Source organism: Nonomuraea sp. NPDC049309 (assembly GCF_043196965.1).
Taxonomy (GTDB): domain Bacteria; phylum Actinomycetota; class Actinomycetes; order Streptosporangiales; family Streptosporangiaceae; genus Nonomuraea; species Nonomuraea fastidiosa.
This window is the reverse complement of the sequence record NZ_JBICSH010000001.1, coordinates 2,980,365-3,005,449: the sequence shown is the minus strand read 5'-3', so window position 1 is coordinate 3,005,449 and position 25,085 is coordinate 2,980,365. Positions and strand designations below refer to the sequence as shown.

Annotated in this window: 25 protein-coding genes; 19 read left to right on the top strand and 6 right to left on the bottom strand. The window is 71.2% G+C overall.

Translation table 11 applies throughout. The annotated features are described in order from the left end of the window. Positions 1-120 precede the first annotated feature (120 nt). The 3 genes from ACGFIM_RS13265 (at position 121) to ACGFIM_RS13255 (ending at position 1,641) form a co-directional block, all read left to right on the top strand. On the top strand, positions 121-420 hold the full coding sequence (locus tag ACGFIM_RS13265) for a hypothetical protein (protein ID WP_393199341.1): 300 nt from the start codon (positions 121-123) through the stop codon (positions 418-420). Between the two features lie 45 nt (positions 421-465). Further along, the gene (locus ACGFIM_RS13260) at positions 466-729 is read left to right on the top strand and encodes a hypothetical protein (protein ID WP_393199338.1); all 264 of its coding nucleotides are present in this window, start codon (positions 466-468) and stop codon (positions 727-729) included. Positions 730-831: 102 nt separating this feature from the next. After that, entirely contained in the window at positions 832-1,641 is an 810-nt protein-coding gene (locus tag ACGFIM_RS13255) for a RimK family alpha-L-glutamate ligase (protein ID WP_393199335.1), read from the top strand. A gap of 3 nt (positions 1,642-1,644) precedes the next feature. Here ACGFIM_RS13255 and ACGFIM_RS13250 read toward each other — a convergent pair whose 3' ends face one another. Continuing rightward, entirely contained in the window at positions 1,645-2,391 is a 747-nt protein-coding gene (locus ACGFIM_RS13250) for an SDR family oxidoreductase (protein WP_393199332.1), read from the bottom strand. A 1,566-nt stretch (positions 2,392-3,957) separates the two neighbouring features. Between ACGFIM_RS13250 and ACGFIM_RS13245 the strand changes: the two genes are divergently transcribed. From ACGFIM_RS13245 to ACGFIM_RS13235, 3 genes are all read left to right on the top strand, one after another. Further along, positions 3,958-4,695 (top strand): GntR family transcriptional regulator, encoded by a 738-nt coding sequence (locus ACGFIM_RS13245; RefSeq protein ID WP_364069783.1) that lies wholly within the window; start codon positions 3,958-3,960, stop codon positions 4,693-4,695. 203 nt (positions 4,696-4,898) lie between these two features. After that, positions 4,899-5,501: a GNAT family N-acetyltransferase gene (locus ACGFIM_RS13240; protein ID WP_393199328.1), complete on the top strand. Its 603-nt coding sequence runs from the start codon at positions 4,899-4,901 to the stop codon at positions 5,499-5,501. 258 nt (positions 5,502-5,759) lie between these two features. After that, positions 5,760-6,440, top strand: coding sequence for a copper homeostasis protein CutC (locus tag ACGFIM_RS13235; protein WP_393199325.1), 681 nt, complete (start codon positions 5,760-5,762; stop codon positions 6,438-6,440). Positions 6,441-6,496: 56 nt separating this feature from the next. On the opposite strand, the gene ACGFIM_RS13230 is transcribed toward ACGFIM_RS13235, so the two are convergent. Together ACGFIM_RS13230 and ACGFIM_RS13225 are read right to left on the bottom strand one after the other, a co-directional pair. Beyond that, positions 6,497-7,639, bottom strand: coding sequence for a DUF6986 family protein (locus ACGFIM_RS13230; protein ID WP_393199323.1), 1,143 nt, complete (start codon positions 7,637-7,639; stop codon positions 6,497-6,499). Next, the gene (locus ACGFIM_RS13225; protein ID WP_393199320.1) at positions 7,623-8,924 is read right to left on the bottom strand and encodes an FAD-dependent oxidoreductase; all 1,302 of its coding nucleotides are present in this window, start codon (positions 8,922-8,924) and stop codon (positions 7,623-7,625) included. Before ACGFIM_RS13225 ends, ACGFIM_RS13230 begins: the two co-directional genes overlap by 17 nt. 285 nt (positions 8,925-9,209) lie before the next feature. On the opposite strand from ACGFIM_RS13225, the gene ACGFIM_RS13220 reads away from it, so the two are divergent. The 3 genes from ACGFIM_RS13220 (at position 9,210) to ACGFIM_RS13210 (ending at position 12,507) form a co-directional block, all read left to right on the top strand. Then, complete coding sequence (locus tag ACGFIM_RS13220; protein WP_393199317.1) at positions 9,210-9,692, top strand: hypothetical protein; 483 nt, start codon at positions 9,210-9,212, stop codon at positions 9,690-9,692. A gap of 265 nt (positions 9,693-9,957) precedes the next feature. Next, positions 9,958-10,623 carry a hypothetical protein gene (locus tag ACGFIM_RS13215; protein ID WP_393199314.1) on the top strand — a complete coding sequence of 222 codons (666 nt, stop codon included), beginning with the start codon at positions 9,958-9,960 and terminating at the stop codon, positions 10,621-10,623. 138 nt (positions 10,624-10,761) lie between these two features. Then, positions 10,762-12,507: a proline--tRNA ligase gene (locus tag ACGFIM_RS13210; protein WP_393199311.1), complete on the top strand. Its 1,746-nt coding sequence runs from the start codon at positions 10,762-10,764 to the stop codon at positions 12,505-12,507. A 676-nt stretch (positions 12,508-13,183) separates the two neighbouring features. Here ACGFIM_RS13210 and ACGFIM_RS13205 read toward each other — a convergent pair. Both ACGFIM_RS13205 and ACGFIM_RS13200 read right to left on the bottom strand, forming a co-directional pair. Continuing rightward, positions 13,184-13,720 carry a ferritin-like domain-containing protein gene (locus tag ACGFIM_RS13205; RefSeq protein ID WP_393199308.1) on the bottom strand — a complete coding sequence of 179 codons (537 nt, stop codon included), beginning with the start codon at positions 13,718-13,720 and terminating at the stop codon, positions 13,184-13,186. Then, a complete protein-coding gene (locus ACGFIM_RS13200; protein ID WP_393199305.1) occupies positions 13,717-14,232 on the bottom strand; it encodes a hypothetical protein in 516 nt (171 codons plus the stop codon). Before ACGFIM_RS13200 ends, ACGFIM_RS13205 begins: the two co-directional genes overlap by 4 nt. 244 nt (positions 14,233-14,476) lie before the next feature. Here ACGFIM_RS13200 and rimP point away from each other — a divergent pair, with 244 nt between their 5' ends. From rimP to truB, 8 genes are all read left to right on the top strand, one after another. After that, positions 14,477-14,962: a ribosome maturation factor RimP gene (gene rimP / locus ACGFIM_RS13195; RefSeq protein WP_393199302.1), complete on the top strand. Its 486-nt coding sequence runs from the start codon at positions 14,477-14,479 to the stop codon at positions 14,960-14,962. 24 nt (positions 14,963-14,986) lie between these two features. Beyond that, positions 14,987-15,979 (top strand): transcription termination factor NusA, encoded by a 993-nt coding sequence (gene nusA / locus ACGFIM_RS13190; RefSeq protein ID WP_393199745.1) that lies wholly within the window; start codon positions 14,987-14,989, stop codon positions 15,977-15,979. Beyond that, positions 15,963-16,262, top strand: a complete 300-nt coding sequence (locus ACGFIM_RS13185; protein ID WP_393199300.1) for a YlxR family protein — start codon at positions 15,963-15,965, stop codon at positions 16,260-16,262. The genes nusA and ACGFIM_RS13185 overlap by 17 nt, the downstream gene beginning before the upstream one ends. A 125-nt stretch (positions 16,263-16,387) precedes the next feature. Further along, a complete protein-coding gene (gene infB, locus ACGFIM_RS13180; RefSeq protein ID WP_393199297.1) occupies positions 16,388-19,435 on the top strand; it encodes a translation initiation factor IF-2 in 3,048 nt (1,015 codons plus the stop codon). A gap of 117 nt (positions 19,436-19,552) precedes the next feature. Then, positions 19,553-19,849 carry a DUF503 domain-containing protein gene (locus ACGFIM_RS13175; protein ID WP_393199294.1) on the top strand — a complete coding sequence of 99 codons (297 nt, stop codon included), beginning with the start codon at positions 19,553-19,555 and terminating at the stop codon, positions 19,847-19,849. A 38-nt stretch (positions 19,850-19,887) separates the two neighbouring features. Next, complete coding sequence (gene rbfA / locus ACGFIM_RS13170) at positions 19,888-20,364, top strand: 30S ribosome-binding factor RbfA (protein ID WP_393199291.1); 477 nt, start codon at positions 19,888-19,890, stop codon at positions 20,362-20,364. Further along, the gene (locus tag ACGFIM_RS13165; RefSeq protein WP_393199288.1) at positions 20,361-21,404 is read left to right on the top strand and encodes a bifunctional oligoribonuclease/PAP phosphatase NrnA; all 1,044 of its coding nucleotides are present in this window, start codon (positions 20,361-20,363) and stop codon (positions 21,402-21,404) included. Before rbfA ends, ACGFIM_RS13165 begins: the two co-directional genes overlap by 4 nt. After that, the gene (gene truB / locus ACGFIM_RS13160) at positions 21,405-22,277 is read left to right on the top strand and encodes a tRNA pseudouridine(55) synthase TruB (protein ID WP_393199285.1); all 873 of its coding nucleotides are present in this window, start codon (positions 21,405-21,407) and stop codon (positions 22,275-22,277) included. Positions 22,278-22,447: 170 nt separating this feature from the next. Here truB and ACGFIM_RS13155 read toward each other — a convergent pair whose 3' ends face one another. Beyond that, positions 22,448-23,467 (bottom strand): TRM11 family SAM-dependent methyltransferase, encoded by a 1,020-nt coding sequence (locus ACGFIM_RS13155; protein ID WP_393199282.1) that lies wholly within the window; start codon positions 23,465-23,467, stop codon positions 22,448-22,450. Positions 23,468-23,546: 79 nt separating this feature from the next. Here ACGFIM_RS13155 and ACGFIM_RS13150 point away from each other — a divergent pair, with 79 nt between their 5' ends. Both ACGFIM_RS13150 and rpsO read left to right on the top strand, forming a co-directional pair. Next, entirely contained in the window at positions 23,547-24,473 is a 927-nt protein-coding gene (locus tag ACGFIM_RS13150) for a bifunctional riboflavin kinase/FAD synthetase (protein ID WP_393199279.1), read from the top strand. Between the two features lie 200 nt (positions 24,474-24,673). Continuing rightward, positions 24,674-24,943, top strand: a complete 270-nt coding sequence (gene rpsO / locus ACGFIM_RS13145) for a 30S ribosomal protein S15 (protein ID WP_393199276.1) — start codon at positions 24,674-24,676, stop codon at positions 24,941-24,943. Positions 24,944-25,085 lie beyond the last annotated feature (142 nt).

The following is a 25,085-nucleotide window of genomic DNA, read 5'->3' as shown; positions in this document are numbered from 1 at the left end:
ATGCTCGCACTGACCTTGATCCCCTGAGGTCAAGGAAGCCTCAAGGGGCCGGCGGCGCCTATCGGGCCCGGTGGCCGCCGTCCCCGGCGGGGCCTCCCCTCAGATGGCGAAGGAGCAGATGTGATCAGAAGGGTGTGGACCGCGGCGGTCGTGGTCATCGCAGCCGCCGGCGGAGCACTACTCGCAACCCCCGCTCACGCTGACGATGGCTGGGCCGCCCGTTGGGCGAACGCCTGGGCCGGTGGCAACTGGGCCGTCAACCGGAGCACCAACACCGACTCGGCCCAGTCAGGTAACGCCTTCGGAGACGTCCTCGCCGGCAACAACGGCCGTGGGCTCTCGACCAATGTCAACAACGTCAACGGCATCGCCCCGACCGCGACCCACGGCGGGATCACGGTGACCTACATCTTCTACTGACCCCGGCTGACGTCCGAGAAAACAGCACCTTCGAAAGGACACAAAATGATCAAGAAGCTCTGCGTGACCGGTGTCATCGCCGCCTCTGCCGCCGGCGTGGCCCTGCTGTCGGCTCCCGCCTACGCCGACACCAACGCGGGCAACTCCAGCCGTAACGTCAGCTCGTCGCAGTCGGGCAACAACTTCGGCAACGTCTACAGCGCCAACGTCAGCAGGGGCCTGGGCGCCACCAGCCTCAACAACGTCAACAGCAACGCCGTGACGGGCACCAACGGCAGCCGCGTCTTCGTGGACGACGTGGTCGACTAGCGGATCCCGGGCCGTGCCGCGCGACGCCGGACCGCGGCGCGGCCCCGATCGCGGCAAGCCGGGCCGGAAAAGGCCCGGCTTGTGGCGTATTAGCATCCGTGCGTGACTATCTGCGCTTATGCCACGTTTGACGGATCGGACGACGAGCGAGCCCTCGTGCTCGCGGCCTGGCGGGAGGCCGGCATCGAGGGGCGCGCCGTGCGATGGGACGACCCCGACGCCGACTGGAGCGCCTACGACGCCGTGGTCGTCCGCAGCGTCTGGGACTACGTGGACAGGCGCGATGAGTTCGTGGCGTGGGCGCGGCGCGTGGGCTCGCTCACCCGGCTGCTCAACCCCCATCCCGTGCTCGAGGCCAACACCGACAAGACCTACCTGCGCGAGCTGGGCGTGCCGATCGTGCCCACGCACTGGTCGTCACGCGAGCTGCCCGACTGGCCCGAGTACGTCGTCAAGCCGGCCGTCTCCGCAGGCGCCCGCGACACCATAAGGACCACCGGCCGCGCCGAGGCCGCCCGGTTCGCCGCGGCGCTGGAGGACGCGGGCCGCACGCCGATGGTGCAGCCCTACCTCGACATGGTCGAGTCGGAGGGCGAGACCTCGCTGGTGTACTTCAACCGCCGATTCAGCCACGCCGTACGCCGCAGCCCCATGCTCGCCCCCGGCGCCACGTCCGGGGACAACGAGCGGGCCGAGCTGCGCACACCAGCCCCGGACCAGGTCGAACTCGCCGAGAAGGTGCTCACCGCCGTACCCCATGACCTTCTCTACGCCAGGGTCGACCTGGTCCGGCTGCCCGGCGGCGAGCCGGCGGTCATCGAGCTGGAGCTGACCGAGCCGTACCTCTATCTGAAGCTCGCGCCCGCGGCGGCGGCGCGCTTCGCGGGCGCGCTGCGCGAGCTGCTGGACTAGCGGCTAGCAGGACAGGCCGCCGTCCACGGGGATGACCGCCCCCGTCAGGTACGCCCCCGCCCGCGACGACAGGTAGATGGCCGCGCCCGCCATGTCGTCGGGCCTGCCGATGCGCCCGAGCGGCACGCTCTGCGCGATGGCCTGCCGGGTGTCGGGATCGTCGAGCGCGAACGCCATCATCTTCGAGTCGAACGGCCCGGGGGCGATGGCGTTCACCGTGATGTGCTCCTTGGCCAGGCGTCTGGCGAGGTGGCGGGTCAGCATGTGGACGGCCGACTTGGTCGCCGAGTAGGCATAGCTCTCCAGCGCCGGCACCCGGATGCCGTCGATGGAGCCGACGTTGATCACCCGGGCCGGGTCGTCGGCGTCCGCCGCCTGCCTGAGCTGCGGCAGGAACTTCTGCGTCAGGTAGAAGACGCCCTTGACGTTGATGTTCCAGAGCTTGTCGAAGGCGTGCTCGGGATACTCCTCGAGCGGCGCGCCCCAGGTGGCGCCGGCGTTGTTCACCAGGACGTGCAGCGGCCCGTCCACGGCCGACACCAGCGCGTCGACGCCCTCGGGTGTGGACAGGTCGGCGGGCACCGCCCGGCAGCCCAGCTCGGCGGCCGTCTTCTCGACCTCGGCGGTCTTGCGGGCGGAGATGTACACGTCCGCTCCCGCCGCCACGAACCCGGCGGCGATCATGCGTCCGATGCCGCGCGAGCCGCCCGTGACGACGACGGTCTTGCCTTCCACGGAGAACAGAGTCATGTTCTGGGAGCTTGCCATACCAACCGGTTGGTCGCCAGATCCTCACACGGTCGCGGCCCGGCGGCCGCGCCCCGCCCGGCGCGATGTCCGGTGTCACACTCCCGGCAGGCGGCCTGCCGCGTCTCGGCCAGCACGTTGACGATGACCGCCACGCGGCGCGCCCGCTCGCTGCGCCGCCCGCCGGCCCGAACCGCAGAGCGTCCTGACCGCCTGCCTGTCCCGGCCGGACCGGGACTCGGAGCCGTGGTGGGGGCTGCCCGCCGGGCGCCGGATCGGGGTCCGGGAGTGCGGCGCGCTCCGCCTCCCGCCGCGGGCGTTCTGAGCCCGCCCGCCGGTCGGAGGGCGCGCGTGGGCGCGAGAGGCCCGAGGGGGCGGAGGGCGTGTACGGGTGCGCGAAGTCCGAGAGGGCCGAGGTGCGTACGGGCGCGAGAAGCCCGAGGGGACGGTGGAAGGGCTGGATCGCCGGCCGTCAACCCTTCGTGCCGGGAAGGCGCGATCCATACCTACGATCCATACCTAGTGGTAATGGCCCACCTCGCGGCGGTGCCCGATGGCCTCATCTGCGGGCCCCGGCGGGCGGAGCGAGAGCCGGTGCCTCGGGAGCCGGTCGCCGGGGTGTTCGCCGGGGTCGCACCGGAGGTGACGGTGCTTCGTCGGGCGCCGGCGGGCGGCGGGAACGCCTCCGGCGCGGGAATTCCGGGCGTGTCATGATCCCGGTTTCCGGCCTGGTATCGCAAAAAGGATTGGTACCAGAAAACCCCACCGGTCCCACGCTCCCCAATAGTGCCCGCGCGTTCGTGCCCGAGGGTTGATGATGTGGCTGTAGGCGTCGTCACCCCCGGCGGCGCGGGACCTTGGGGCAGACGTGAGCGTTGCGTACGACAGGGCTCGCGTGACCGCGAGGCGGTCGCGCGGCGCGCGCGTGCCTTCGCGGGGCCCGCCGCCCCGTACAGGAGAAAAGCCCCCATCGGCGGATGGAGGCGTCGGATCGGCCGGTTCCTCAGAGGAAAGCGCGCCCTGGCGGGCGTGGGGGACCCGCCAGGACGCGCTTCCTGCCCCGTGTGCGACGACCGAGGACTCCGGCGAGGGATGGAGTCCTAAGCCGTTGGTTCACACACGGAGTCGATGGGGAGCGTGAAGGCTCCTGCTGCCGGCGACGTGCGATGCGTCGAGCCGCTCCGGCCGGGTCATCGACGGGATGCGTGACGGGGGCGCCTACCTCCTCGTTGCGGACAAAGGAACCGTCGTCGCATCTCGCAGCCGTTTCGGCCGACGCCGAGTGCGCGGGCGTGCCGCCGCCCCTGCCCTGGTAGGTGTGGGTAGACCTCAGGCGGAGCGACGCGTAACGCAGTGGACGCGCTGCTTCGCGAGGGTCCTGCCAGGGCAGAAATGACGTACCCGCGCGGACCGGCAACACTGGCCTTCACCCCCTCACCGGCCTTTAGATGGATTTGTACCAACGAATGGATGATGGGCCGGTAGAAGGGGTCCGGTCAAGGGGTTGTGGCCTGCTAGAACCAGATCGTCTAAATTGTTGGAACAAAAGGGGTGAAAGTGGCAAGGTCGGTGCTGTATCAGCAGGTGGCGTCGGAGTTGCGCCGTGCCATCTACTCGGGTGTCCTCGGCCCCGGGGCGCAGCTGCCGACCGAGGCGCAGCTCATGGAAGACCATGGGGTGAGCAGGAACACCGTGAGACTGGCCCTGGGCGAGCTCGTCAACGAAGGGCTCGTCACGCGCACGCCGCGGCGCGGGACGGTCGTGCGGGACCGGCGTCCGCTGCTGATGTATCCGCAGCGGGAGCTGGAGCCACAGCCCAGCGGAGAGTTGCGCGAGGCTTTCGCCTACGCCGTCACGCAGGAAGGTCGCGAGCCCAGCCAGTACATCGAGGTCCTGACGGTGTCTCCGGTCGAGGAGATCGCCAGCAGGCTCGAGCTGGCCGAGGGGGAGCTGGCGGTGGTGAGACGTCGTCTGCGTTTCGTGGACGGCCAGCCGTACAACACCAACGACTCTTACTTCCCCCGCGACCTGGTAGCGGATTCTGAGATCGCCAGGCCCGGTGACATCGCGAGAGGGGCGAACCGGGTGCTGGAAGAGCTGGGGCACGCGCAGGTGCGCGTCGTCGATGACATCTGGGCGCGCATGCCGAACCAGGATGAGGTGGAGCGTCTCCAGCTCGAACTCGGTACACCAGTCATGGTGTACGTCAGAGTGGGGTACGACGCCGATGACACGCCTGTGCGTGTCGCCGTGTCGGTTTTGCCAGCCGACAAACATCTGATCAGATACGAGCTCGATCGCCGCTAGAGCTCGTGGGTGAAGGGGTGATCCCGCCGGCCGGGCGCAGCGAGAATTAGCCGCCTCGCTGGCCATGGGGAGTCGTGCATACTCCCCTAAATCGCCATTTATCCATATATATCGGATGCATGGCCACATTTCGCCCCAGCGCGACATCGCGTCATCACGCTGTGTACCGCTGCGGACACCCACGGCATCGAAGGATTCGTACTATGCACATCAACACCCTCCTGCATCCGCTCTGCCTGCGCAGGGCCGAACCCGCGGACCTTCCCGGCGTACTCACGCTGCTCGCCGACACCGCCGAGTGGCTTCATATGCGGGGAGTGCGGCAGTGGCCGCGGGGAGGATTCGGACCCGAGCGGATCGAGCCGCTCATAGCCGAACGCACGCTCTTCCTGCTCGATGACGAGCTCAGGTATCTCGATCCCGACGAATCGGCCCTTCCGGTGGCCACGATAGCCCTTGACGACCACGCGGACCCCGAATTCTGGACATCCGCCGACGATCCGGGTGCCGCGCTCTACGTTCACAAGCTGGCCGTGGCGCGCTCCTGGTCCGGCTCGGGTCTCGGCGACGCCCTGCTGGACTGGGCGTCCTCGGTGGCGTACGCCTCGGGCCTGCCCTGGCTGCGGCTCGACTGCGCCAAGACGAACGTCCGGCTGCAGGACTACTACCGCAGCCGCGGGTTCCACCACGTCCGCACGGTGGACCTGCCGCACCGGTCGTCGGGCGCGCTCTTCCAGCGCCGTACGGAGGACCTGCCGATCACGGGCTTCCGTGACCTGACGATGGCCGAGCTCATCAGCGCCTGACCCCGCCCCCGACCCCGGTCAGCCCCCGCCGGGGTCGGCGCCCGGGCCACGCGCCGGCCCGGGCCCGGCATTGAAGCACAGCCTGAAACACAGCCCCTGAAACGCGGCCCCTGAAACGCGGCCCATGAAACGCAGTGCCTGAAGCCCGGCGGCCCCGAACTCGGCGCCCCGTCCAGTGCCCGACTTCACACGCGTGACCTGGGGCCCTGGGCAAAGAAAACGGCACAAAAGGACAGATAGCCCTATAACCTCTCCTGCATGACCGGATCCCTGCTCGAGGTCATCGCGCTCAACGTGCGCGATGCCGTGGCCGCTGAACAGGGCGGCGCCGACCGGCTGGAGGTCGTGGCCGACATGGCGGCCGACGGGCTGACCCCCTCCCCGGAGACGGTCGCCGCGATCGCCGCCGAGTGCCCTCTGCCGCAGATGGTGATGCTGCGGGCCGAGGCGAACTTCACCGCCGGCTCCGACACCCTCGACCGGCTCGCCCGCGAGGCCAAGGCGCTCGCGGAGGCGGGCGCGGCCGGGTTCGTGTTCGGCTTCCTCGACGGCACCGGCGCGGTCGACCTGGCGGCGACGGAGGCCCTCATCCACGCCGTCTCCCCGCTGCCCTGGACCTTTCACCGCGCCGTCGATCACGCGGCGGACGTGCACGCCGCGTGGCGGGCGGTGCGCCTGCTGCCGAACCTCGCCACCGTGCTGACCTCGGGCGCGCCGACCGGGGTGCGCGACGGGCTGCACGTGCTCAAGGCGCGCGCCGACGCCGGTGACGCCTCGATCGTGCTGGCGGGCGGCGGCCTGCGTCCGGCCCACGTGGGGGAGCTGCTCGACTACGGCGTGCGCGCCTTCCACGTCGGCTCCGCCGTACGGGCGAGCTGGTCGGACCCCGTGGAATGGCGCCTGGTGCGCCAGTGGCGCTCGCTGATCGAGCGCGACTGACCGACCCGCGCGGTCAGGGCTCGCTCTTTCGCCGACGAGGTGACGGGCCCGCGCGGTCAGGGGAGCGCCTGGTCGGCGCGGCGCAGCGCGGCGGCCAGCGTGCGGATGGTGGCCGGCTCGTCCATCACCCCGCCACCCGCGGCTCGCCGCTCCTCCCAGGCCAGCACCCGCTCCCGGTAGGAGTCGTAGTGCTCCAGGTGGAAGGCGTAGACGGTGGCGAAGCGGCTCACCAGATGGGACGGATGCATGTCCCACCCCTGGTAGAAGCCGTGCCGCAGCGAGTGGCGGACCAGCGCGGCGTGCCGCCGCCACAGCGCGTGCACGTCCTGCGTCCGCTCCGAGGCCGGCGCGGCGGCCAGCGACCCGTCCGACAGCTCCACCCCGGTGCCCGCGAACGCCGTCTGCATGACGTGCCGGGCGTGATCGCAGGCCGGATGGTCGAGCCGCTGCTCCTGCGGCGGCAGCCCGACCGCGGCGGTGTAGTCGAAGACCCCGAAGTGCGCCGCCGACAGCCGCCCGCCCAGGGACTCGTTGAGGTCGCCGCGCAGGAACGCCAGCGTCTGCGGCGCCTCCACCTGCATCTCGAACGCCAGCGGCGCCCCGAACTCGCCCTCGAGCTCGGCCAGCACCCCGGCGAACTGCCCGAGGTAGGCCTCCATCAGGACCTTGGGGAACGTCACGACGAACCCGGCGGGCAGCTCCCCGGCCCCGGCGGTCACCCCCGACAGGAACCGCCGCAGCGTCCTCACCGACCGCGCCGGGTCGCCGTCGGCGAACGACTTCACCCGCAGCCCCCACCGGCGCGGCAGCGACCCCGAGGCGTGCATGGCGGCGACCGACTCGGCCGCCCGAGCGGCGTGCTCGTCCTCGGCCGCGTCGCCGCGCACGCCGTAACCGTCCTCGAAGTCGATCCGCAGGTCCTCGATCGGCTCGGTGGCGAGCTTGCGCAGCACCTTCTCGTGCACGGCCGCAGCCTGCGCGTCCGGCAGGCCGAACACCTCGGCCACCTCGCGAGGACCGGACAGGTGCGCCTTGACCAGGGACGACGCCTCGTCGCCCCACGCCGCGACGGTCCCCGCGGAGAACCGGTCGGCGGGCACGTAGACGGTGTGCACGGGTTGCCAGCCGGGCTCTGCGGAGGGATAGCGGGCCCGCTGCGCCCGGTACGCCTCCTCGAACCCCTCAGGGACGGCACGCACGGAGCATGGCCTCCAAGCCCACGAGCTTCACTCTCTCTCCCCGGCCGAGCGAGCGCGCCAGCTCCGCCTCGGCCGCCTCGATGGCCAGCCACTCCTCGTACGTGACCGGCTGGACGCCCCGAGACGCCAGCAGCGCCTCGATGCCGCTCGACCCGACCCGCCGCCTGCCGTCGAGGTCGGCGAGGAGGGTATGGACGGTCTCGGCGGCGTCCGACTTGTTCGTGCCGATCACCCCGGTGGGCCCGCGTTTGAGCCACCCGGCCACGTACTCGCGATCCCGGACGCGCCCCGCCGTGTTCGGCACGGTCATGGTCTGCTCGTCGAACGGCACGCCCGGCAGCGGCACGCTCTGGTAGCCGACCGAGCGCAGCACCATCCCGACCGGCAGCGTCTCGTACTCGCCGGTGCCGGTCACGCGCCCGTCGTCCGACAGCCGGGTGCGCTCAAGCCGCAGCCCCTCGACCCGCGACGAGCCCAGGATCTCGACGGGACGCAGCCAGAACCGCACGTCGAGGCGGCGCGGACGGCCCACGGGCTCGCGCGCGGCCCACTCCTGCAGCACCCTGATGTTGCCCTGCACCTGGCGCGGGAAGCCGGTGCCGAGCACGGCGGCCTCCTCCGGCCGCACGCACACGTCGGCGTTGGCCAGCTCGCCCAGCTCTCGCAGCTCCTTCAGCGTGAACTTGGCGTGCTCGGGCCCGCGCCGCCCGATCATGTGGATGGCTTTGACCTGGCTCTGGCGGAGCCGTTGCAGCACCTCGTGGGGCACGTCGGTGGCGCGCAGCTCCTCGGCGGTCTTGGCCAGCACGCGTACGACGTCGACCGCCACGTTGCCGACCCCGATGACCGCCACCTCGGAGGTGTCGAGCGTGAAGCGGGAGGGATCGACGTCGGGGTGGCCGCAGTACCAGTTGACGAAGTCGGTGGCGGCGACGCTGCCCGGCAGGTGCTCGCCGGGGATGCCGAGCCTCCTGTCCACCATCGCGCCCGTGCAGTAGACGACCGCGTCGTAGACGCCGAGCAGGTCGTCGACCGACACGTGCGTGCCGAGCGTGACGCCGCCGAAGAAGCGCACCTGGGGCAGCTCCAGCACCCTGCGCAGGTAGTTGGCGATCGACTTGATCGAGGTGTGGTCGGGGGCGACGCCGTACCTGACCAGCCCGTACGGGGTGGGCAGCCGCTCCAGCACGTCGACGTGAACGGGCTCGGCCGACTGCTTGACCAGCGCCTCCGCGGTGTAGATCCCGGCGGGGCCCGACCCGATGACCGCCACGTGCAACGTCACGCTGCCTCCCTATGCCGGTGTGCGTGCGCCCGGGACACCTTGTGACGATGTATCCCCGTTTGCCGGCACGGCTGAACCCTGTCTCCAGGCGGGCTCCGTCCCCAGGCTACTCCCCGGCCTGCTGATCGCGGCGTAAGGCGGGCTTGCCTACCGTGCCGTGGACGTTCACCGGCGGGGCGACGACGACCCGCTTGGCACCCGCTAGTCGCATCAACCAAGAGCCCGCTTGGCGGCGCGTATCGGCGGCAGGGACTTGCGGGAAGGGCGCGGCGACGATCAGAGTGGATGCTCGTGAAGCGAAAGCACGCGCCACGGCGGCCCAAGGCGGTCAGGACCCCCACCCCAGGCGACGAACTCTCGCTCACCAGTGCCCGCCGGTACGAAGCGTTCGGCCGGGTGATGGCCGCGCTCGCGACCGAGGCCGACTTCATCGAATCCTGCCGCGACCTCACCTGGTGGCGCGGAGCCGACCACAGCTGGCACATCGAGTGGCGCGACGGCCCGTACGCCTCCGAGGTGGCCGCGCTCCTCGCCGAGCAGGTCCGCGACCCGGGACACGACGGGCCCCTCGTCACCCAGGCGGGTCCCGGCCATCCGGGCTCGGCGGTGCTCGACGTGATGGGCGTGCGGTTCGAGCTGCGCGCCATCGACCCCATGGGCCGCGCCAGGGTGCGCGCCCGTCCCGACTTCTGGCGGCTCGCGGAGGCCCTCGACACCACGCGCCGCACCAACACCCGCCACCCCTGGGAAGAACTGCTGGGCGGTTAGCCGGCGCCGCCCGTACTCCTCGGAGGCCATCGCTCCGCGAGCCCGAGATCGCGCGCATTCATTGTCAGGAGGCGCCGGGGCCGCGGGATAAGTGATCACGTACGGCGACACGGAGATCGCCGGTGATCGCCACCCGGGCATTACGACCAAGCGCTTGCTGGTTTGCTAGCCCAATGACCGAAATTTGCCTTTTTGGGAGGTCCGCATAATCTGAAGGTGGTCATCCCCACGGTCACCGGGGGGAGGGGTTGACCTGGAAATGGACATGGACACCAGCACGATCGAGTACGCCGACTTCGCGGAATACGACCGGCGCCAGCGCGCCATCGAACATCATTTGCTGGCGGCCTTCTTCGCGGGCCTCGCCGTCGGCGTGATCGGCATGCTCCTTCCCAACCCCGGCTGGGCCGGCCAGATCTACGATCCCTACGCCTATCTCGCCCTGTCGCTCGCCGTCGGCGCCACCGCCTCGGGCTTCGGCTGGGCGCTGCTGACCACCGTCCTCGCCTCGCTGTCCACGCTGGTCGCCGCCATCGGCGCGAGCGCGCTGCGCGGCGGCGACTTCATGAGCCTCGACGGCATCCCCGCCACCGGCCTCAACGGGGAGCTCGCGCTGCTCGTCTGCCTCGGCCTGCTCGCCTACGCCACCCGCAGGGAGGACGTCTGGGGCGACGTCGCCGCGGGCGCCGTCGGCGCCGCGCTGATCGCCGACGTGGTGGCCAGGGCCGCCCCCGGGGCCGTCGGCGGCGAGCAGTCGTTCTGGCCGGGCCCCGCCGCGGTGATCGGGGTGCTCACCGTGGCCGCGGTGCTCGTACTGCGCAGGAACGTACGGGGACGGGTGCGCGCACTGGCCCTGTCGGCCACCCTCGCCGGCCTGGTCACGGCCGGCATGGCCACCGCCATGACCGACTGGTTCCCCCTGGCCGGCTGACCTCCGGACGGCGCGGGCACACGGAGCGGGCCGCGGCGCCCGCTCCGTGGGCCCGCGCCGCCGGCAAGCGCGAGCACAGCGCTCCTCCGACTCGATAGCCTGTACTCCTCCGGATCCAGCATCGAACAAGGAGTAGCCGTGTTGCTGCGCATGTCGTCGTTGTTTCTTCGCACCCTGCGGGACGACCCGGCAGACGCGGAAGTGCCGAGCCACAAGCTCTTGGTCCGCGCCGGATACGTCCGCCGCGTGGCCCCCGGCATCTACTCCTGGCTCCCGCTCGGAAAGATGGTGCTGGAAAACGTCACCAGGATCGTCCGCGAGGAGATGAACCGCATGGGCGGCCAGGAAGTGCTCTTCCCCGCCCTGCTGCCCCGCGAATACTACGAGGCGACCGGTCGCTGGACCGAATACGGCGACACGTTGTTCCGCCTGCAAGATCGTAAAGGCGCCGACTATCTCCTCGGCCCCACGCACGAGGAGCTCTTCACCGACATGGTGAAGGGCGAATACTCCTCTTATAAGGACTATCCGGTCACGCTTTACCAAATTCAGACCAAATACCGCGACGAGGCGCGGCCCAGGGCGGGCATCCTGCGCGGCCGCGAGTTCCTCATGAAGGACTCCTACTCCTTCGACCTCGACGACGACGGACTCAAGCGCTCCTACGAGCAGCACCGCGAGACCTACATCAGGACCTTCGACCGCCTCGGCATCGACTACAAGATCGTCTTCGCGCAGTCCGGCGCCATGGGCGGCTCGGCCTCCGAGGAGTTCCTCGCGCCCACGCCCACCGGCGAGGACACGTTCGTCTCCTGCCGCTCCTGCGGCTACGCCGCCAACGCAGAAGCCGTCGTCACCCCCGCGCCCCCCGCGCGCCCCCTCGACGACGCTCCGCCGCTCACCGTCATGGACACCCCTGACACGCCGACCATCGAGTCGCTGGTGTCCCACGTCAACGAGCACCACGGCCTCGGCATCACCGCCGCCGACACGCTCAAGAACGTCGTCGTCAAGGTCACCACGCCCGGCTCCGACAAGGTCGAGACGCTGGTCATCGGCGTGCCCGGCGACCGCGAGGTCGACTTCAAGCGCCTCGAGGCCGCGCTCGCGCCCGGCGAGCCCGCCATTTTCGAGGCCGAGGACTTCGCCAAGCACCCCGGCCTCGTCCGCGGCTACATCGGCCCGCAGATCCTGCGCGAGCTCGGCATCCGCTACCTCGTCGACCCCCGCGTCGTCACCGGCACCTCCTGGGTCACCGGCGCCAACGAGCCCGGCAAGCACGCCTCGGGCGTCGTCGCCGGGCGCGACTTCGTGCCCGACGGCACCATCGAGGCCGCCGAGGTCCGCGCCGGCGACGCCTGCCCGCGCTGCGGCGCCGAGCTGTCCATCGACCGCGGCATCGAGATCGGCCACATCTTCCAGCTCGGCCGCAAGTACGCCGACGCCGCCGGCCTCGATGCGCTCGGCCCCGACGGCAAGCCCATCCGCATCACCATGGGCTCCTACGGCATCGGCATCTCCCGCGCCGTCGCCGTCATCGCCGAGCAGAAGCACGACGAGCTCGGCCTGGTCTGGCCGCGTGAGGTCGCGCCCGCCGACGTCCACATCGTCGGCACCGGCAAGGAGAACCAGGTGGAGGCCGCGCTGGAACTGGCCGCCGAGCTGGAGTCCCGCGGCGTGCGCGTGCTCGTCGACGACCGGCCGCAGGTCTCGCCCGGCGTCAAGTTCAAGGACGCCGAGCTGATCGGCGTCCCGACCATCGTCGTCGTCGGCCGCGGCCTCTCCCAGGGCGTCATCGAGCTCCGCGACCGCGCCTCCGGCGAGAAGTCCGAGATCCCCCTCACCGAAGCCGCCGACCGCATCACCGCCGCCATCAACGCCTGACCCGCCCCGCCCCCGCACGGATGAGCCGGCCCGCCCGACCGCCCGGCCCACCGACCGATTGAGGTGAGAAGCCGTGCGGCCGGTGGCGGCCAGGGGCCGCGCGGCCGGTCGAGGTGAGAGGCCGTGCGGCCGGTTGAGGCGACCGGCCCACCGACCCGTTGAGGCGAGGAGCCGTGCGGCCGGTGGCGGCGAGGGGCCGTGCGGCCGGGCGAAGTGAGGAGCCGTACGGCTGGTCGAGGCGACCGGCCGCGCGGCCGGGTGGTGAAGCGGGTGAGGCGCCTGGCCCTGCGGCCGGGTGATGGTGGCCGGGCGAGGTGACGGGTCCTGCGGTCGGCTGATGGGCGGTCTCGCCATTCGGCCGGGGCGGTGGGCTCGTGGTCCGGCGCGGTGGCCGTTTGCCGCTGCTCGCCCGTGCGCGCTCCTGTGGCCGCTCTGCGCGTGCCCGCGTGAGGCCCCGGACCGCGTGAAGCCCTGGACCGCGTCAGGCCGCGTGAGGACGCGTGCCCGCGTGAGGCCGTGTGCTCGCGTGAGGCCGTGTGCTCGCGTGAGGCCGTGTGCCTGCGTGAGGCCGTGTGCTCGTGTGGGGCCGCGTGTCCGCGTGTAGCTCCTCTTCGGCTCAGGCGTGCTCACCGTGGGCCGGGTCGCGTCGAGGAGAAGCGGTGCCGTAGGCGGCGGGTCAGTCGCCGGCGGGGGTGGCGGGTGGGGTGGCGGGTGCCGGCATGCCGGGGAAGGCGGCGGGCTGGTCAGGGCGGAAGGCGTAGGAGCGGGCGACCGACTCCTGCATGGCCAGGGCGGCGTAGCGGCGCAGCTTGACGTCCTGTGCGGCGGCCAGCTCCAGGTACGCGGCCGTCACTCCCGCCTCCAACTGCACCGCCAGCTTGGCGGCCAGCGTGGCGTTCGAGGGGAAGAACGGCAGCGCGTAGGACGCCTCGGGCTCGACGGGGCGCCCGCCCCGCGAGGTGATGTAGGAGCGGAGCTGGTCGCGCCGCGCCCGGTGGGCGTCGTACGCGGCGCTCATCTTGGCCCGCAGCGACCCCGAGGTGCGCGCGCCGAGCAGCCCGTACGCGAACAGCGCCGCGTGCTCGGCCGCCAGCGCCTTGCCCAGCTTCGCGATGTCGTCCCCCGCCGCGGAGCCGGAGCCGTCCCTGGCCGCGGCTCCGGCGAGGGCTCCGAAGCCGGCGCCGCCGGTGCGCGCAGTGCCGCCGGCGTTCACAGGGACCTCGGGAGGGCAAGGGCGTGGGCGGCCTCGCAGGCACCGATGCTGGCGATGAGCTGGGCGATGCCGGGCGAGACGGCGTCGAGCTGGCGGGCGCGGGCGGCGGCGGCCTTGCGTTCGAGCGAGCGCAGCCGCGACAGCGACGGCTTGCGCACGGCGGGCGATGACGACGCACCGGGCGCCGGCGAATCGGCGGGCGACGACGCGGCGGCAGGCGATGAAGACGGCGGCGAGGCCAGAGCGGCGGCCGGTACGTGCTTGCGGAGCTCGTTCAGATGCGCCTGGTGCCGGTCACGGAACGGCGTGAGCTTCTGCGCCCCGTCGGCGATGAGCGCCGAGTACAGCGCGATCGTGCGTTCCTTCTCCGCGATGAGCGCTTTGAGCACCACGGTCTCGGGGGAGTCGGGCTTGGGCGAGGCGGACGGCGGCGGGCCCGACGCGCTGCAGGCGGTCAGAGCGGCCGCCCCGCCCGCCAGCACGGTTCGCCGGGAGAGCTGACGCGGGCGCACGGACTCCAACCTCCACTTGTCACCTACCTGGCAGGGCCTGCCTAGCGGCCTCGGTAGCATCGTACGGCCAGAGCCCGCGATCGCCGTCCGGCGACGCTCCGCCATTCGACCGCGACGAGTGGCGCTCTTTCCGTGCCCTCATACGGATAGGGTGTCAACTGTCGTCGCTGGCTGAGCGGTCAGACGGCGGGAGAGCCAGTGGCGAGGTCCGCCCGGCTGAGACTTGACAATAGGGGAGGTCGATATGGGCAGCGCATCACCCCGCGACCACCTGATGAAGCTCCTGGAGCCCGTGGTCAGCGCGGAGGGCCTCGACCTGGAGGACATCACGGTCACCCAGGCGGGCAGGCGGCGCCTGCTGCGCGTGATCGTCGATCGTGACGGCGGCGTGAGCCTCGACGACGTGGCAGAGGTGAGCCAGGCGGTGTCCACGGCGCTCGACGAGACCGACGTGATGGGTGAGGCGGCTTACACGCTCGAGGTGTCCTCGCCTGGTGTCGACCGCCCGCTGACCGAGCCGCGCCACTGGCGGCGCGCGGCCAAGCGGCTGGTGAAGGCGGAGCTGAAGGACGGCACCGTCGTGGAGGGCCGGATCAAGGCCGCCGACGACAGCGGCGTCGACATCGACGTCGCGGGCGTGCCGCAGAGGTTTGGTTACGAGGTCCTGGCCCGCGGACGGGTGCAGGTGGAGTTCCGCCGCTTCGACGACGTCGACGGCGACGAAGGCTAAGGGGGAGCCGTCGTGGACATCGACATGAGCGTCCTGCGCAGCCTTGAGCGGGAGAAGGACATCTCTCTCGACCTGGTCGTCAAGGCGATCGAGGACGCACTGCTCATCGCGTACTTCCGCACCGAGGGTGCGGCGCAGAAGGCGCGGGCGGAGCTCGATCGGACCAGCGGCCACGTCACCATCTGGGCGGCGGAGCTGGACGAGAACGGCGAGGTCGTCAGGGAGTACGACGACACTCCCGGCAACTTCAGCCGCATCGCCGCCACCACCGCCAAGCAGGTCATCCTGCAGCAGCTGCGCGACGCCGAAGACGAGATCAACTTCGGTGAGTTCGCCAGCCGCGAGGGCGAGCTGGTCTCCGGTGTGATCCAGCAGGGCAAGGATCCGCGCGTGGTGCTGGTCGACCTCGGCAAGATCGAGGCCGTGCTGCCGCACGCCGAGCAGGTGCCCGGCGAGGAGTACGGGCACGGCGACCGCATCCGCGCCTACGTGGTGCAGGTGAAGAAGGGGCACAAGGGCCCTTCGGTCACGCTGTCGCGCACCCACCCGGGGCTGGTCAAGAAACTGTTCGCGCTTGAGGTGCCGGAGATCGCCGACGGCACCGTCGAGATCGCTGCGGTGGCGCGCGAGGCGGGCCACCGTACGAAGATCGCTGTCAGGTCGCGCAAGCAGGGCGTCAACGCCAAGGGCGCGTGCATCGGCCCCATGGGCTCGCGCGTCCGCAACGTGATGAACGAGCTGCACGGCGAGAAGATCGACATCATCGACTGGTCGGAGGATCCGGGCGAGTTCGTCGGGAATGCCCTGTCGCCCGCCCGTGTTTCCCATGTTGAGGTTCTCGATCTCGAGGGGCGGGTGGCGCGTGTCACCGTGCCCGACTACCAGCTGTCGCTGGCCATCGGGAAAGAGGGGCAGAACGCCAGGCTCGCCGCCCGTCTCACGGGCTGGCGAATCGACATCCGGCCGGACACCCAAGCCGAGGACGCCGCCGGTTCCGTAGATGCGTCAACACGGTAAGCTGGAATATGGTGGCCAAGCGGTTCCACAGCGCACCTGTGTGGGCTGCAGGGTTCGCGCGGCTAAGTCCGAGCTGCTCCGCCTGGTGCGGGTCGAGGACCAAGTGGTCCCTGACCTGCGAGGACGGCTCCCTGGTCGAGGTGCATCGCTGCATCCGTCCTTGAGTTGTCTGGAGCTCGCCGAGCGGCGCCGAGCGTTCCCGCGCGCGTTTCGCGTGCCGGGGCCGCTTGACGTCTCGCCCGTGCGGGCGCACCTGGAAGGAGAACCACGAAATGTCATGTAGGACGCCGAGTTGATGGGCGGAGTCAGATTGCTATGAGCGCCTGATGAGCACGCGGCGATGAAGACGTCAAGGTAGCGACGGTCCGGACGGCACAGCCAGCCTCCCGGGCCGAGTAAGGGAGTGCAGTGGCGAAGGTCCGGGTATACGAGCTCGCTAAGGAGTTCGGCGTAGAGAGCAAGGTCGTCATGGCCAAGCTCCAAGAGATGGGAGAGTTCGTCCGTTCGGCGTCCTCGACCATCGAGGCGCCGGTGGTCCGCAGGCTCACCGAAGCGCTGGGGCAATCCAAGGGTGGCCCCTCTCGTGGCGGCGGTCAGCCGTCCAGCAAGCCGCAGCCGCCGAAGGCTGCGCCCCGGCCGGCGGAAGGCCAGGCCGGTAACGGCGCCACGCAGGCGCCTGTTCCTGCTCCGCCGCGTCCTGGGCCCAAGCCCGGTCCGCGGCCGGGCCCCGCGGGCGCTCAGCCGCGCCCGCCGGTTCCCATGCCCCATCAGCAGCCGCAGCAGCAGCCGGAGGCGGCGCGCGGCGAGACCTCTGGGGCTCCTCAGGCACGTTTCGAAAGCGGCGCGCCCGCTCGTCCGACGCCGGGCCCGCGGCCCGGTCCTGCCGCACGTCCCGGGCCCAAGCCCGGCCCCGGGCCCCGTCCGGGTCCCGCCGGCGGCAGCGGTTCCACGCAGGCGCCGCGTCCTGGCGCGCCCGCCGGTGGCGCGCCGCGTCCCGGCCCGGTGCCGAAGCCGGGTCCGCGTGGCCCGCGTCCCGGTAACAACCCGTTCTCGTCCAACGCGAGCGGCATGGGCCAGCCCCGGCCGCCGCGTCCCGGTGACAACCGCGCGGGCGGTGCCGGTCAGCGCGACCGTCGTGACGGTCCCGCGCAGGGCGGTGCGATTCCGCGCCCGCCGCAGAGCCGTAGCGGCGAGGCCAGGCCGACGCCCGGTCCGCGTCCCGGTCCGCCGCCCGGCGGCCCGCGTCCGGGTCCCGGCGCCGGTGCGGGCGGTCCCCGTCCCGGTGGCCCGCGTCCCAACCCGATGATGATGCCGCAGGGCCGGCCCGCCGCTCCCGGCGGTGGCCGTCCCGGTGGCGGCGGCGGTCGTCCTGGTGGCGGCGGTGGCCGTCCCGGCGGCGGCGGCGGTCGTCCCGGTGGCGGTGGCGGTTTCGCCGGTCGCCCGGGTGGCGCCGGTCAGCGCACGGGCGCGGGCGGTCCCGGCGGCTTCGGCGGCCGTCCCGGTGGTGGCGGTCGTGGCCGTGGTGGCGGCACCGCGGGAGCCTTCGGGCGTCCCGGCGGCCGTCCGGCGCGTGGCCGTAAGTCCAAGCGTCAGAGGCGCCAGGAGTTCGACAACATGTCGGCGCCGGCGATCGGCGGTGTGCAGGTCGCTCGCGGTAACGGCGCGACTATCCGCCTGCCGCGCGGTGCGTCGCTGGCCGACTTCGCCGACCGCATCGGGGCCAACCCGGCCTCGCTCGTGCAGATCATGCTGCACCTCGGCGAGATGGTGACCGCGACGCAGTCGGTCAACGAGGAGACGCTCCAGCTGCTCGGTGCCGAGCTGGACTACAACGTCCAGGTCGTCAGCCCCGAGGAGGAGGACCGCGAGCTGCTCGAGTCCTTCGACATCGAGTTCGGTGAGGACGAGGGCGACGAGGCCGACCTGGCTCCGCGTCCGCCGGTGGTGACCGTCATGGGTCACGTCGACCACGGTAAGACCAAGCTGCTCGACGCCATCCGCAAGACCAACGTGGTGGCGCGCGAGGCGGGTGGCATCACCCAGCACATCGGCGCTTACCAGGTGTCGACGCACCACGAGGGCGAAGACCGCAAGATCACCTTCATCGACACCCCGGGTCACGAGGCGTTCACCGCCATGCGTGCCCGAGGCGCGAAGTCGACCGACATCGCGGTGCTGGTGGTCGCGGCCGACGACGGTGTGAAGCCGCAGACGATCGAGGCGCTCAACCACGCCCAGGCCGCCGAGGTCCCGGTCGTGGTGGCGGTCAACAAGATCGACAAGGAGGGCGCCGACCCCAACAAGGTCAGGGCCCAGCTCACCGAGTACGGCCTGGTGGCCGAGGAATACGGTGGCTCGACGCTCTTCGTCGACATCTCGGCGAAGAACGGCACGGGCATCGACGACCTCCTCGAGGCCATCCTGCTGACCGCCGACGCCGAGCTCGACCTGCGCGCCAACCCGAAGATGGACGCTCAGGGCATCGCGATCGAGGCCCACCTCGACAAGGGCCGCGGTCCCGTCGCGACCGTCCTGGTCCAGCGCGGCACGCTGCGCGTGGGCGACTCGATCGTGTGCGGTGAGGCCTACGGCCGCGTCCGCGCGATGCTCGACGACAACGGCGAGCCGGTCGAGGAGGCCGCGCCGTCGCGTCCGGTCCTGGTGATGGGTCTGACGGCGGTGCCGAGCGCCGGCGACAACTTCATCGTGGTCGGCGACGACCGCATGGCCCGGCAGATCGCCCAGCAGCGCGCGGCGCGCAAGCGCAGCGCCGACATGGCGAAGTCGAGCCGCCGCCGCACCCTCGAAGAGCTGTTCAGCGACCTCGAGAAGGGTCGTGTCGACGAGCTCAAGCTCATCATCAAGGGTGACGTGTCCGGTTCGGTCGAGGCCCTGGAAGACGCCCTGCTCAAGATCGACGTCGGAGACGAGGTCAGGCTGCGAGTCCTGCACCGCGCGGTCGGCGCCATCACCGAGTACGACGTCAACCTGGCGGTGGCCGACGACAACGCGGTCATCATCGGCTTCAACGTCCGTCCCGAGCCCCGGGCGCGCGACCTGGCCGAGCGCGAGGGCGTCGACATCCGCTACTACTCGGTCATCTACCAGGCGATCGAGGAGATCGAGGCGGCCCTCAAGGGCATGCTCAAGCCCGAGTACGAAGAGGTCCAGCTCGGCACCGCGGAGGTCCGCGAGATCTTCAAGGTGCCGCGGATCGGCAACGTCGCGGGTGCGATCGTCCGCTCCGGCGCGATCATCCGCAACAGCAAGGCCAGGGTCATCCGCGACGGCGTCGTCGTGGCGGACAACCTGACGGTCTCGTCGCTGCGCCGCTTCAAGGATGACGCGACCGAGGTCCGCGAGGGCTTCGAGTGCGGTATCGGTGTCGGCTACAACGACATCAGGGTCGACGACGTGATCGAGACGTACGAGATGCGGGAGAAGCCGCGCGTGTGACGCGTGGCCGGGCGCCCGGCGGGACATCCGCCGGGCGCCTCTCGCACGCCCTGGCCTGGTCCCCACCGCAGCAGGCCGGTCGTGCGCTGAGCCCAGGCCAAGCGGTGGTTGCCGACAATGTATGTGGGTTCTCTGACCCTGGACATCCTGCTCGGCGACGTCAGGTCGCTGAAGCAGAAGCGCTCCGTCGTGCGTCCGCTCATAGCCGAGCTGCAGCGCCGTTACCCCAGCATCGCGGTCGCTGAGACCGGTCATCTCGACCTGCACCGCAGAGCGGAGGTCGGCGTCGCGGTGGTTTCCGCCTCCGCGGGTAACTGCAAGGAGCTGCTGGACGCCTGCGAACGCATGGTGGCCTTCCGCCCCGAGATCGAGCTGCTGTCGGCCCGGCAGCGGCTCTACAACGACGAAGATTGAACGACTGCACGCCAGGTCGTGCGTGAGGGGGAGCGAACATGGTGGATGCCGCACGAGCGCGCAAGCTCGCCGACCGCATCCAGCAGATCGTCGCCGAGATGCTGGAGCGTCGGATCAAGGATCCGCGTCTGGGCTTCGTGACCGTGACCGACACGCGCGTCACCGCCGACCTGCGCGACGCGACGGTGTTCTACACGGTGTTCGGCTCCGAGGCCGAGCGCGCCGACAGCGCCGCCGCTCTGGAGAGCGCCAAGGGCATCATCCGCTCGGAGGTGGGCCGCCAGACCGGGGTGCGCTTCGCGCCGACGCTGACGTTCAAGCACGACCCGCTGCCCGACAGCGCCCGCCACCTCGACGACCTCATCACCGCCGCCCGCGCGCGCGACGCCGAGGTGGCGCGGCAGGCCCAGAACGCCTCCTACGCCGGCGACGCAGACCCCTACCGCAGGCCCGACGACGAGGAGGATGTCGAAGCGGGCTCCCATAGCGTGACCGGCAGGGACGACCAGGCGTGACGCCCGACGTTCGCGACAGGGCGGAGCGGCCGCCCCGCGTCGAGCGGTGTCCGTCCGACGGCGGCCCCGCCATACCCGAGGAGTCGTGGGATCGCGCGCTGCGGCTCATCGGGGAGGCCGACGAGGTCGCGCTGGCCTGCCACGTGACGCCCGACGGCGACGCCCTGGGCTCGATGCTGGCGGTCGCGTTCGTGCTGCGTTCGATGGGCAAGCGGGTGGTGGCCTCGTTCGGCGACCGGCATTTCGCGGTGCCGCGGCTGCTGCGCTTCCTGCCCGGGCAGGAGATGCTGGTCGCGCCGGACGACTATCCCGCCGCGCCCGACCTGATGATCGTCTTCGACTGCTCGACGTTCGAGCGGATCGGGCTGCTCGGCGCCAACGCGGCATCCGCGCGCGAGGTGATCGTGGTCGATCACCACCCCTCCAACTCGGGGTTCGGCTCGCTCGACCTCATCGACGCCGGCGCCGCGGCCACCGCCATGCTCGCCGAGCAGCTCGTCTACCGGCTCGGCGGGCGGCTCGACCGTGACATCGCCACCTGCCTGTACGCCGGTCTCGTCACCGACACCGGATCGTTCCGGTACTCCTCGACCACGCCGGCGGTGCACCAGATGGCGGCCAGGCTCGTGGCGACCGGGCTGCGCACCGACGAGATCGCCCGCGAGCTGTGGGACCGCTCCCCGTTCGGCTACCTCAAGGTGCTGGCCAACGCGCTGGAGCGGGTGGAGCTGGAGGGCGACATGGTGTGGACGTACGTGACGCGGGTGGACCGCGCCGCGTACGGGCTGCCGTACTCCGAGCTCGAAGGCATCATCGACATCGTCCGACGTACCGACGAGGCACAGGTCGCCGTCGTGCTGAAGGAGGACGACTACGGCGACTGGCAGGTGTCCACCCGGTCGAAGGGAGCCGTGGACGTGGCCGCGGTCTGCGCGGCGCTCGGCGGCGGCGGTCACCACAACGCGGCCGGGTTCACCTCCTATGACACCGTCGAGGAGACCATGACGAAGTTCCGTCGCGAGCTGCGGAAGGTTACCTGAATGGCCGAGAGCGGTCTGATCATCGTCGACAAGCCGGCAGATTGGACCTCCCATGACGTGGTGGCCAAGATGCGGCGCATCGCCGGCACCCGCAGGGTGGGGCACGCGGGCACGCTCGACCCGATGGCGACGGGCGTGCTGGTGCTCGGTGTGGAGAAGGCGACCAGGCTGCTCGGTCACCTCATGCTGACCGAGAAGGAGTACCGCGCCACGATCCGGCTCGGCGTGAGCACCAACACCGACGACGCCGAGGGCGAGGTCACCGCCACGACGTCGGCCGCCGGGATCGGCGAGGCCGAGATCGGCAAGGGCGTCCAAGCGCTCACCGGCCCCATCATGCAGGTTCCGCCGCAGGTCAGCGCCATCAAGGTGAACGGGCAGCGCGCCTACAAGAAGGCGCGGGCGGGCGAGGAGGTCGAGCTCGCGGCCCGGCCCATCACCGTGAGCTCGTTCGACGTGCTCGACATCCGGCAGGAGGGCGACGTCGTGGACGTCGACGCCGTCGTGGTCTGCTCCAGCGGCACCTACATCCGCTCGCTGGCCCGCGACCTCGGCGCCGCGCTCGGTGTCGGCGGTCACCTGACCGCGCTGCGGCGCACCCGCGTCGGCCCGTACGACCTGTCGATGGCCAAGACCATCGACCAGCTCGCCGAGCACTGCGAGGTCCTGCCCATCGGCGAGGCGGTCGCCGCGGCCTTCCCGCGCCGCGACGTCACGGCCGAGGAGGCGCGCCTGGTCGCCCACGGCGGGCGGCTGCCGGCCGCCGGGCTGGGCGAGGGGCCGATCGGCGTGTTCGGGCCGGACGGTGAGCTGCTCGCGCTGGTGGAGGAGAAGGGCGGCGCGGCCAGGCCGCTCGCCGTCTTCGCCGGCTGACCCCGGCCTGCCCGAAGCCGGCCCCGGACTCCGGCCTGCCCGAAGCCGCCCCGCTCCGGCCTGCCCGAAGCCGCCCCGCTCCGGCCTGCCCGAAGCCGCCCCGCTCCGGCCCGCTTCACGCCGGCCACGCCCCGGCGCGCCGCTCGCAAGGCGAGCTCCTCCCGGGCGGGTCAGCGGGGCTTGCGGGCGACGATGATGTCGCGCACGATCGCCTGGTCCACCCAGTGCTCGAAGTCGGGGTAGTCCATCACCTCGAGCCCCGCGCCGGTCAGGATGCCGGCGAGCTCGTCGCTCTTGCCACCGTAGGTGTTCCAGGCGATGCCCATCGCGCCGCCCGGCCGCAGCAGCTCGGCCCAGATCGGCACCGCCCGCCCGAGCAGCTCGAGCGGGCTGCGCGACAGCCCGCCGCCGCCCTTGCTGCCGTGCTGCACGCCGTACGGGGCGTCAGTGGCGATCACGTCGAACGAGCGCGGCTTGAAGAACTCGCGGCTTTTGAGCGTGTCGGCGTTCACCACGGTCAGGCGCTGCACGTCGCCGCGCTTGTACGCCTCCTTCGACAGCCCGAACGCGACGTCGAGCCGCCGCCCGACCAGCGCCCGGTCACGCCGCACCGGCACCACCTCGGCGGTGTGCTTGAGCCGCTTGTTGCGCAGCCACGTCTTGATGAAGCCGGTGTAGGCCTCGAAGTCCTTGCCGTCGACGTCGAGGCCGACCGCGTCGTAGCCGTACATGAGGGCCTGGTTGAGCGTGGTGCCGCGGCCGCACAGCGGGTCGAACACGGTGAGCCCGTCGCCCAGCCCCTTGTCGCCCGCCAGCGCGGTGACGTTGAGCAGCAGCTTGGTGAAGTGCTCGTTGGTCTTGCCGGCGTACTTCTGGATGGTGAGCAGGTCGCTGCTGAGCCGGTCGCGCGGCCGCACGGTGAGCGGCCTGAGCAGGTCGTCCTCGACGCCGAAGACGGCGTAGACGGAGGAGAGGTTGGACAGCAGGGCGATGTCGTCGCCGGTGAGCGGGCGCGCGGTCTCGAACGTGACGTAGGGGACGCCGCCGATGCGCGTCTCCTCGCTCGCCGTCACCTCGCCTCCGAGGGCGCGCGCGCTGAAGACGGCCAGCTCGCCGCGGGTGAGCCGGATGGAGCTCTCTCCGTAGACCCGGTTGAAAGCAGGCAGGATCAGGAGCGCGTAACGAGGCATGATGCCCGATGATAGCCCCCTCGATTGGAGGGAACGCCGGGGCGCGTGGCACGCTTGTACGGTTGATCCGGACGAGCGAATGGGGCCTGGCGTGCAGGGTTCGGAGAGGTCTGTGGTGACCGTCGGCGTGTACGACGGGGTCCACCTCGGGCACCAGAAGGTGGCCGGGAGGGCCGTCGCCATCGCGCGCGAGCGCGGCCTGCGCAGCGTGGCGGTGACGTTCGAGCCGCATCCCGCCGAGGTCGTGCGGCCGGGCACGCACCCCCACCGGCTGACCGGCGCGCGCCGGCGCGCCGAGCTGCTGACCGGGCTGGGCATCGACACGGTCGAGACCGTCGAGTTCACCTACGACCTGTCGTGCTGGTCTCCGGCCGAGTTCGCGCAGAAGATCCTGGCCGAGCGGCTGCGGGCCGCGGTCGTGGTGGTGGGCGCCGACTTCCGTTTCGGCCACAGGGCCGCGGGCGACGTGGAGACGCTGCGCACGCTGGGCCGCGAATACGACTTCGAGGTGGAGAGCGTGCCCAGGATCGACGACATCTCGTCCACCTCCATCCGCGAGCGGGTAACGGCGGGCGACGTGGCCGGCGCCGCGGCCGAGCTGGGCCGCCCGCACCGGGTGGAGGGCATCGTCGTACGCGGCTACCAGCGCGGCCGCCGGCTCGGCTTCCCGACGGCCAACGTCGAGACGCCGCCGCACACCGCGATCCCCGCCGACGGCGTCTACGCCGGCTGGCTCCAGTGCGTGCCGGTGAACAACCTGCCCGCGCTCTACGACGGCGAGCGCTGGCCCGCCGCCATCTCGATCGGGACGAATCCGACGTTCGAGGGGGTGCCGCGCACGGTCGAGGCGTACGCTTTGGACCGGGACGATCTGGAGCTGTACGGTGCTCACGTGGCGGTCGAGTTCGCCGACCGGTTGCGCGGCAACACCCGCTTCGACTCGATCGACGCGCTCATCGCCCAGATTCACGCCGATGTGGAGGCCACGCGACGCCTGACGAGCTGACGAGCCGCCCGCCCAGGGCGCATCTCGACTCGGACACGACCGCCTCGTGCACCCGACGCAAGGTGGTAACCTTGCATGTCGGCTCTGTACCGGCGGCGCTGCGCGCTGCCCATGACGGCCTTCACGCGGCGGCTGTAGGCACGCACGGTCGTTCGCGCTTCCATCTCATTCGCGCGTGCCCGTAGATCCGAAGGAGAGCCGTGTCCCTCGACACCGCTACCAAGAAGAGCATCATCGAAGAGTACGCGACGAGCGAGGGCGACACCGGGTCGCCCGAGGTGCAGATCGCGCTGCTCAGCAAGCGCATCGCCGAGCTCACCGAGCACCTCAAGACGCACAAGCACGACCACCACAGCCGTCGTGGTCTGCTGCTCCTGGTGGGTCGCCGGCGTCGCCTGCTGAAGTACCTGCAGAAGGTCGACATCCAGCGCTACCGTTCGCTCATCGAGCGGCTGGGTCTGCGCCGATAACATGACAAGGGAGCGGCCTGTGCCGCTCCCTTCTCATATGGGGTAGGACCCCGAAGGAGGGCGCGTGGCGGCGTGAAAACCGCCCCGCGCCTGACGTACAACTGAAGATCAGAGACACACAGCCCCCGCGTCCGCTCAGCAC